Source organism: Mangrovicoccus sp. HB161399 (genome assembly GCF_013184745.1).
In the GTDB taxonomy this organism is placed as follows: domain Bacteria; phylum Pseudomonadota; class Alphaproteobacteria; order Rhodobacterales; family Rhodobacteraceae; genus Mangrovicoccus.
In genome coordinates this window covers 1-7,398 of sequence record NZ_JAATVU010000138.1, presented here as the reverse complement: position 1 = coordinate 7,398, position 7,398 = coordinate 1, and the positions used below count along the sequence as shown (strand labels likewise).

General features: G+C 55.8%; 3 protein-coding genes, 3 tRNA genes and 3 rRNA genes. All 9 read left to right on the top strand.

Annotated features, from left to right (window positions below; translation table 11 throughout):
* Positions 1–646, top strand: a 16S ribosomal RNA gene (locus tag HCC78_RS30855); the annotation flags it as partial.
* Positions 647–921: 275 nt separating this feature from the next.
* Positions 922–998, top strand: a tRNA-Ile gene (locus tag HCC78_RS30850).
* Positions 999–1,018: 20 nt separating this feature from the next.
* Positions 1,019–1,094 (top strand) — tRNA-Ala (locus HCC78_RS30845).
* A 704-nt stretch (positions 1,095–1,798) separates the two neighbouring features.
* A 23S ribosomal RNA gene (locus HCC78_RS30840) occupies positions 1,799–4,596 on the top strand.
* A gap of 207 nt (positions 4,597–4,803) precedes the next feature.
* A 5S ribosomal RNA gene (gene rrf, locus HCC78_RS30835) occupies positions 4,804–4,919 on the top strand.
* Between the two features lie 228 nt (positions 4,920–5,147).
* Positions 5,148–5,224: transfer RNA gene (locus HCC78_RS30830), tRNA-Met, on the top strand.
* A gap of 403 nt (positions 5,225–5,627) precedes the next feature.
* Positions 5,628–6,377, top strand: a complete 750-nt coding sequence (locus HCC78_RS30825) for a COG4280 domain-containing protein (RefSeq protein ID WP_172332567.1) — start codon at positions 5,628–5,630, stop codon at positions 6,375–6,377.
* Positions 6,374–6,574 (top strand): hypothetical protein, encoded by a 201-nt coding sequence (locus tag HCC78_RS30820; RefSeq protein ID WP_172332566.1) that lies wholly within the window; start codon positions 6,374–6,376, stop codon positions 6,572–6,574. The genes HCC78_RS30825 and HCC78_RS30820 overlap by 4 nt, the downstream gene beginning before the upstream one ends.
* Positions 6,575–6,604: 30 nt before the next feature.
* Positions 6,605–7,285, top strand: a complete 681-nt coding sequence (locus HCC78_RS30815; protein ID WP_172332568.1) for a winged helix-turn-helix domain-containing protein — start codon at positions 6,605–6,607, stop codon at positions 7,283–7,285.
* The last annotated feature ends 113 nt before the right edge of the window (positions 7,286–7,398 follow it).

Genomic DNA, 7,398 nt, shown 5'->3' with positions numbered 1-7,398 from the left:
GGTCGCAAGATTAAAACTCAAAGGAATTGACGGGGGCCCGCACAAGCGGTGGAGCATGTGGTTTAATTCGAAGCAACGCGCAGAACCTTACCAGCCCTTGACATTTGGTGCTACCTCGAGAGATCGGGGGTTCCTTCGGGACGCCAGGACAGGTGCTGCATGGCTGTCGTCAGCTCGTGTCGTGAGATGTTGGGTTAAGTCCCGCAACGAGCGCAACCCTCGCCCTTAGTTGCCAGCATTAAGTTGGGCACTCTAAGGGGACTGCCGGTGATAAGCCGAGAGGAAGGTGGGGATGACGTCAAGTCCTCATGGCCCTTACGGGCTGGGCTACACACGTGCTACAATGGTGGTGACAGTGGGCAGCGAGCACGCGAGTGTGAGCTAATCTCCAAAAGCCATCTCAGTTCGGATTGCACTCTGCAACTCGGGTGCATGAAGTTGGAATCGCTAGTAATCGCGGATCAGCATGCCGCGGTGAATACGTTCCCGGGCCTTGTACACACCGCCCGTCACACCATGGGAGTTGGTTCTACCCGAAGGCGCTGCGCTAACCGCAAGGAGGCAGGCGACCACGGTAGGGTCAGCGACTGGGGTGAAGTCGTAACAAGGTAGCCGTAGGGGAACCTGCGGCTGGATCACCTCCTTTCTAAGGAAGCGATCTTTTTTGGCTTCGGCCTAAAGAACGCTTGTTAGAACAAGATCGGATAGTCAATCTGATCGAAACGCATAAGCCGGTCATCTTCGGGTGATACGGTAATAGCAAAGACCGCTTGCCACGTTTCTCTTTCTTAAAAGTCATCTAAGGATAACGACTTGATGGTCGTTTGGTTTGAACCTCAGGCCGACCGGCCGTCGCCGATCGTACGGCGCCCCGTCCGGAGCGGAGCAGCGATAAGCTGCGACAGCGTGAGGACAGAGAATGGGCCCGTAGCTCAGTTGGTTAGAGCACACGCTTGATAAGCGTGGGGTCGGAAGTTCAAGTCTTCCCGGGCCCACCAAAGCTCTTGGATATCAGAACGGGGCTGTAGCTCAGCTGGGAGAGCACCTGCTTTGCAAGCAGGGGGTCAGCGGTTCGATCCCGCTCAGCTCCACCAAAATCCTGATTGGCGCCTTTACGGCAGCCTTTGGTGATGACTTTAAGAAAAAAGGTTTGCATGAGCCCTTCGGGGCTGATGCCTGTTGAATGTTACATTGTGAAGAGAAGATATGTCTGGAGGCTTCCAGGAGATCAGGTTTTGGCCTGGTTGTTTGGAGCTGCAACCATTGACGGCATTTTGTGGTCTAGCCGGCCACGGGATGAGAGAGGTTGCAGTGACGATAGGAAGCCCTGTCTGACGCGGGCTTGTTGTTTGAGGATTTATTCTTCATCTGACGGGAGCCGCGGATTGATGCGCCTGACCGCACATCACCGGACATTATCTCGAGAAGCTGGTCTATAAAGACTGGCGTCTTTATAGTTTGCTTTGCGCTCACGGATGAGCGGGCCTTTGGCCCTATCCTTCGCGGGAGCGGCAAACGATTGCCGACGCGGCTTAGCCGCTACGGAATGATGACGTCAGATCTTATAAAATTTTTAGACTGCCGACTTTGTTGGGTCGGTGGTCAGATCGTGTTGATGGCATTGGCCGGGGTTATACAAAAGGCCCGGCTTGAGACTTCATGATGTTTACGGACGGTTCGAGGGACTTCCCTCGTAGGGCTTATGCCCGTCGCCAATCGTTTGGCGCCCTGTCTGGAGCGAAGCGGCGAAGCTGCGGCAGCGTGAAGACGTAAGAAGATGAACATCAGCAATGAGAACGATCAAGTGTCTTAAGGGCATTTGGTGGATGCCTAGGTATGCACAGGCGATGAAGGACGTGATACGCTGCGATAAGCTGTGGGGAGCTGCGAATAAGCTTTGATCCATGGATTTCCGAATGGGGAAACCCACCTTAGATATCTAGAAAATTTAAGGTGTTCGGTAGAACATCTTATCTTTCTAGATATCGCTAGAAGGTATCTTCACCTGAATAAAATAGGGTGTAAGAGGCGAACGCAGGGAACTGAAACATCTAAGTACCTGCAGGAAAGGACATCAATTGAGACTCCGCAAGTAGTGGCGAGCGAACGCGGACCAGGCCAGTGGCAATAGATCTGTAAGCAGAACATGTTGGGAAGCATGGCAATAAGGGTGACAGCCCCGTATGCGTAAGATGGTTTATTGTCCTAGAGTAGGGCGGGACACGTGAAATCCTGTCTGAACATGGGTCGACCACGATCCAAGCCTAAGTACTCGTGCATGACCGATAGCGAACCAGTACCGTGAGGGAAAGGTGAAAAGCACCCCGACAAGGGGAGTGAAAGAGAACCTGAAACCGGATGCCTACAAACAGTCGGAGCCCGCAAGGGTGACGGCGTACCTTTTGTATAATGGGTCAACGACTTAGTGTAGCAAGCAAGCTTAAGCCGGTAGGTGTAGGCGTAGCGAAAGCGAGTCTTAATAGGGCGCTCAGTTTGTTGCATTAGACCCGAAACCGAGTGATCTAGCCATGAGCAGGTTGAAGGTTGGGTAACACCAACTGGAGGACCGAACCCGCATCTGTTGCAATAGATTGGGATGACTTGTGGCTAGGGGTGAAAGGCCAATCAAACTCGGAGATAGCTGGTTCTCCGCGAAATCTATTTAGGTAGAGCGTTGAATGAATACCCATGGGGGTAGAGCACTGGATGGGCTATGGGGACTCACCGTCTTACTGATCCTAACCAAACTGCGAATACCATGGAGTACTGTTCAGCAGACACACGGCGGGTGCTAACGTCCGTCGTGAAGAGGGCAACAACCCTGACCTCCAGCTAAGGTCCCCAAGTCATGGCTAAGTGGGAAAGGATGTGAGGATCCCAAAACAACCAGGATGTTGGCTTAGAAGCAGCCATCATTTAAAGAAAGCGTAACAGCTCACTGGTCTAAATAAGGGTCTTTGCGCCGAAAATGTAACGGGGCTCAAGCCATGCACCGAAGCTGAGGATGTGGATTTATCCACGTGGTAGCGGAGCGTTCCGTAGGCCGATGAAGGAAGACCCGTGAGGGCTTCTGGAGGTATCGGAAGTGCGAATGTTGACATGAGTAACGATAAAGGGAGTGAGAGACTCCCTCGCCGAAAGACCAAGGGTTCCTGCTTAAAGTTAATCTGAGCAGGGTTAGCCGGCCCCTAAGACGAGGCAGACATGCGTAGTCGATGGGAACCACGTTAATATTCGTGGGCCAGGCGGTGGTGACGGATTGCACAAATCGTACATTCTTATTGGATTGAGTGTGCGGTGGAGCGGTTCCAGGAAATAGCCCCGCCAAGAGACCGTACCCGAAACCGACACAGGTGGTCAGGTAGAGTATACCAAGGCGCTTGAGAGAACTGCGTTGAAGGAACTCGGCAAATTGCACGCGTAACTTCGGAAGAAGCGTGACCCTTTAGCGGGCAACCGTTGGAGGGTGGCACAGACCAGGGGGTAGCGACTGTTTACCAAAAACACAGGGCTCTGCGAAGTCGCAAGACGACGTATAGGGTCTGACGCCTGCCCGGTGCTGGAAGGTTAAGAGGAGAGGTGCAAGCTTTGAATCGAAGCCCCAGTAAACGGCGGCCGTAACTATAACGGTCCTAAGGTAGCGAAATTCCTTGTCGGGTAAGTTCCGACCTGCACGAATGGCGTAACGACTTCCCCGCTGTCTCCAACGCAGACTCAGTGAAATTGAATCCCCCGTGAAGATGCGGGGTTCCTGCGGTCAGACGGAAAGACCCCGTGCACCTTTACTATAGCTTTACACTGGCATTCGCCAAGGCATGTGTAGGATAGGTGGTAGGCTTTGAAGCGTGGACGCCAGTTTGCGTGGAGCCATCCTTGAAATACCACCCTTATCTTTGTGGATGTCTAACCGCGCTCCGTTATCCGGAGCCGGGACAGTGTATGGTGGGTAGTTTGACTGGGGCGGTCGCCTCCTAAAGAGTAACGGAGGCGCGCGATGGTGGGCTCAGACCGGTCGGAAATCGGTCGTCGAGTGCAATGGCATAAGCCCGCCTGACTGCGAGACTGACAAGTCGAGCAGAGACGAAAGTCGGTCATAGTGATCCGGTGGTCCCGTGTGGAAGGGCCATCGCTCAACGGATAAAAGGTACGCCGGGGATAACAGGCTGATGACCCCCAAGAGTCCATATCGACGGGGTTGTTTGGCACCTCGATGTCGGCTCATCGCATCCTGGGGCTGGAGCAGGTCCCAAGGGTTTGGCTGTTCGCCAATTAAAGCGGTACGTGAGCTGGGTTCAGAACGTCGTGAGACAGTTCGGTCCCTATCTGCCGTGGGTGTAGGAATATTGACAGGATCTGTCCCTAGTACGAGAGGACCGGGATGGACGTATCTCTGGTGGACCTGTTGTGGCGCCAGCCGCATAGCAGGGTAGCTATATACGGAAGGGATAACCGCTGAAGGCATCTAAGCGGGAAACCCACCTGGAAACGAGTATTCCCTATCAGAGCCGTGGAAGACGACCACGTTGATAGGCCGGGTGTGGAAGTGCGGCAACGCATGAAGCTTACCGGTACTAATAGCTCGATCGGCTTGATCGTTCTCATTGTTTATGTTCATCAGCTTCGCTGATGGACATGATCTTATCGCTCACGGATGAGCGGCCCTGACGGGCCTATCCTCCGCAAGCGCGCTGCGCGACGCAGGCAAGCTGCTACGGGGAAGTTCCTCGATAGTCACTGCCCCTGCAGACAAGCGAAGCGCAAGCACAACAACCAGCTTCTCGAAAATATGCTGCACTTGGCCGACCTGGTGGTTATGGCGGGGTCCTTAGCACCCGTTCCCATTCCGAACACGGCCGTGAAATGCCCCAGCGCCGATGGTACTCTGTCTTAAGACACGGGAGAGTAGGTCGCTGCCAGGTCTGCCAAGTGCAGCTTTCGTCTTCTCATTCATGCTGAAAACGGCGACTGCCGACAAAAAGCCGCCGTCATCGGCGGCTTTCGCCGTTCAATGCAATACAAAATATAACGCGGGGTGGAGCAGCCCCCCGTCGACCCGCAGGGCAAAGCCCTAAGGATCGACAAACAAACAAGACCGGGCCGGAAACAGACTAGCCGTTTCCTCCTTAACCCCGGTGCTCAAAGGATAACGCGGGGTGGAGCAGCCCGGTAGCTCGTCAGGCTCATAACCTGAAGGCCGCAGGTTCAAATCCTGCCCCCGCAACCAAATCATTCAAAAACCCCTGCAGCCCAGCTGCAGGGGTTTTGGCGTTTCTCCGCCAATGACGAGCCGATCACCAGCGAGCTCAGACCCAGCTTCCGCCCGCGCGCTGAGATGCCTCCTGCCGCTCGGCCGGCGAACTACACGGTGCCTGGCTGGCCTCAAGCGGTGTTTTGGCATTGTCGCCTTTCAGGCTATGATCCTGTTGTCGCGTAACCTTGACGGGATGCCCGGATCGGTGTTGCACCGGAAAGGAGCGGGTCGGGACAGGCGCCGGTTTCTTACGGATTCGTGATAAACTGCATTCCTGCTTGCCGTGGACCGCCCGTCGGCTATGCTTCCGGCACGCGTCTTCCCGAAAGACCGAGGCTTTATCGGCGCGGCATGTTTCGGAAATCCGGACTGGCTGATGGACAACACTGCAGCACTGTTTTCAACATTTTCGGCGACTTTCCTTGCATCGCTTGTCGAGGTCGTCGAGGCCTTTACCATTGTGCTGGCGGTCAGTCTGACGCGCGGCCTGCGTCCGGCGCTCACCGGCAGCGCGCTGGCGCTTCTTGTCCTTGTCGGGCTGGTTCTCAGTTTCGGTCCGTTCTTCGCTCTGGTTCCGTTGCAGCCGCTGCAGCTGGTTATCGGTACGGCGATGTTGCTCTTCGGCATGCGCTGGCTGAGAAAGGCGATTTTGCGTGCTGCCGGTCGGCTTGCGCTCCGTGATGAGGCGGCCGTCTTTGCGCGAGAGATCGATGCTTACGCGGACGGGGACGATAACCGCCGTTCGGATTACCTTGCCGGCATTGCGGCTTTCAAGGCGGTGCTGGTTGAAGGCGTTGAAGTGGTTTTCATCGTCATCGCCGCTGGAACGGCGCATAACATGACGATGGTTGCGGGCATTGGCGCGCTTGCGGCGGCACTGCTGGTCGCACTTGTCGGCCTTGTCGTGCACAAGCCGCTTTCCAGCGTACCGGAAAACACGATCAAATTCGTCGTCGGGCTGATGCTTACTGCCTTCGGGGTTTTCTGGGTCGGTGAAGCGATCGGCTTGCACTGGCCCGGCGGCGATCTGTCCGTCCTGGCGTTGTTCCTGCTGTTTGCCGGGGTGTCGGCCCTAGCGGTCAGGCGGCTCGAAGCGGAGTGCGAAACGATGGAAGCTTCGCAATGAAACTGGTTCGTGAGATCCTTGCCGAGCTTTATGGGCTGTTTGTCGACGATGGCTGGCTCGCTTTGCAGGTTCTGGCTGTTGTCTTCCTTTGTGCCCTGGCGGTTGGCCGTTTCGGGGTTTCGCCTTTTGCGGCCGGCGGTTTCCTGATCGTCGGCTGCATGGTGATCCTCATGCTGAGCCTCAGGCGCAGCCGATAATCGGCCAAGAGAGGAATGGGACTGCTCATCATGCGCATTCTGGTTCTTGAAGATGATCGTCGCACTGCGAATTTTCTCAGCCGGGGGCTGAGTGAAGCCGGTCATGTCTGTGATGTCGTCTTCGATGGCCGCGTGGGCCTTAAGCGTGCCATGATGGCCTCGGAAAATTACCAGCTTCTGATCATCGATCGCATGCTGCCGGAACTGGACGGGCTTTCGGTCGTGCGGGCGGCCCGTGCCGCCAGAGTGGCAACACCGATGCTGTTTCTGACGGCGCTTGGCGGTGTGGATGATCGGGTTGAGGGGCTTGAAGCCGGCGCGGATGATTATCTGGTGAAACCTTTCGCCTTTTCCGAACTTCTGGCGCGCATCAACGCGCTTGGTCGCCGGCCGCCGGTCAAGGCGGAACTGACGGTTTTGCGTGTTGCCGATCTTGAGATGGATCTTGTCCGCCGTGTCGTTCATCGCGGCGGCAAGGTGATCGAGCTGCAGCCGCGCGAATTCACGTTGCTGGAAGTGCTGATGCGCGCTGAAGGACAGGTGCTGACGCGGACCATGCTGCTGGAAAAGGTCTGGGACTTTCATTTCGATCCGCAGACCAGTGTCGTCGAAACCCATATCAGCCGGCTGCGCGCCAAGATCGACAAGCCCTTCTCCGTCCAGCTCCTGCACACGGTTCGCAATACGGGATACAGTTTCCATGCGCCGTAACAGGCTGTTGCGCAGCACGCCGGTCCGGCTGGCGCTGACCTATGGTGTCTTCTTTGTGCTGTCGTCGCTTGTTGTCTTTCTGGCGACCTTTCTCGTCGTGCGCGCTGAGATCT

What these genes read in the sequence shown, in the direction of transcription:
- HCC78_RS30825 (WP_172332567.1), top strand. Translation starts at nt 5,628, where the DNA reads ATGGACAACACTGCAGCACTGTTTTCAACATTTTCGGCGACTTTCCTT.
- HCC78_RS30815 (WP_172332568.1), top strand. Translation starts at nt 6,605, where the DNA reads ATGCGCATTCTGGTTCTTGAAGATGATCGTCGCACTGCGAATTTTCTC.
- HCC78_RS30820 (WP_172332566.1), top strand. Translation starts at nt 6,374, where the DNA reads ATGAAACTGGTTCGTGAGATCCTTGCCGAGCTTTATGGGCTGTTTGTC.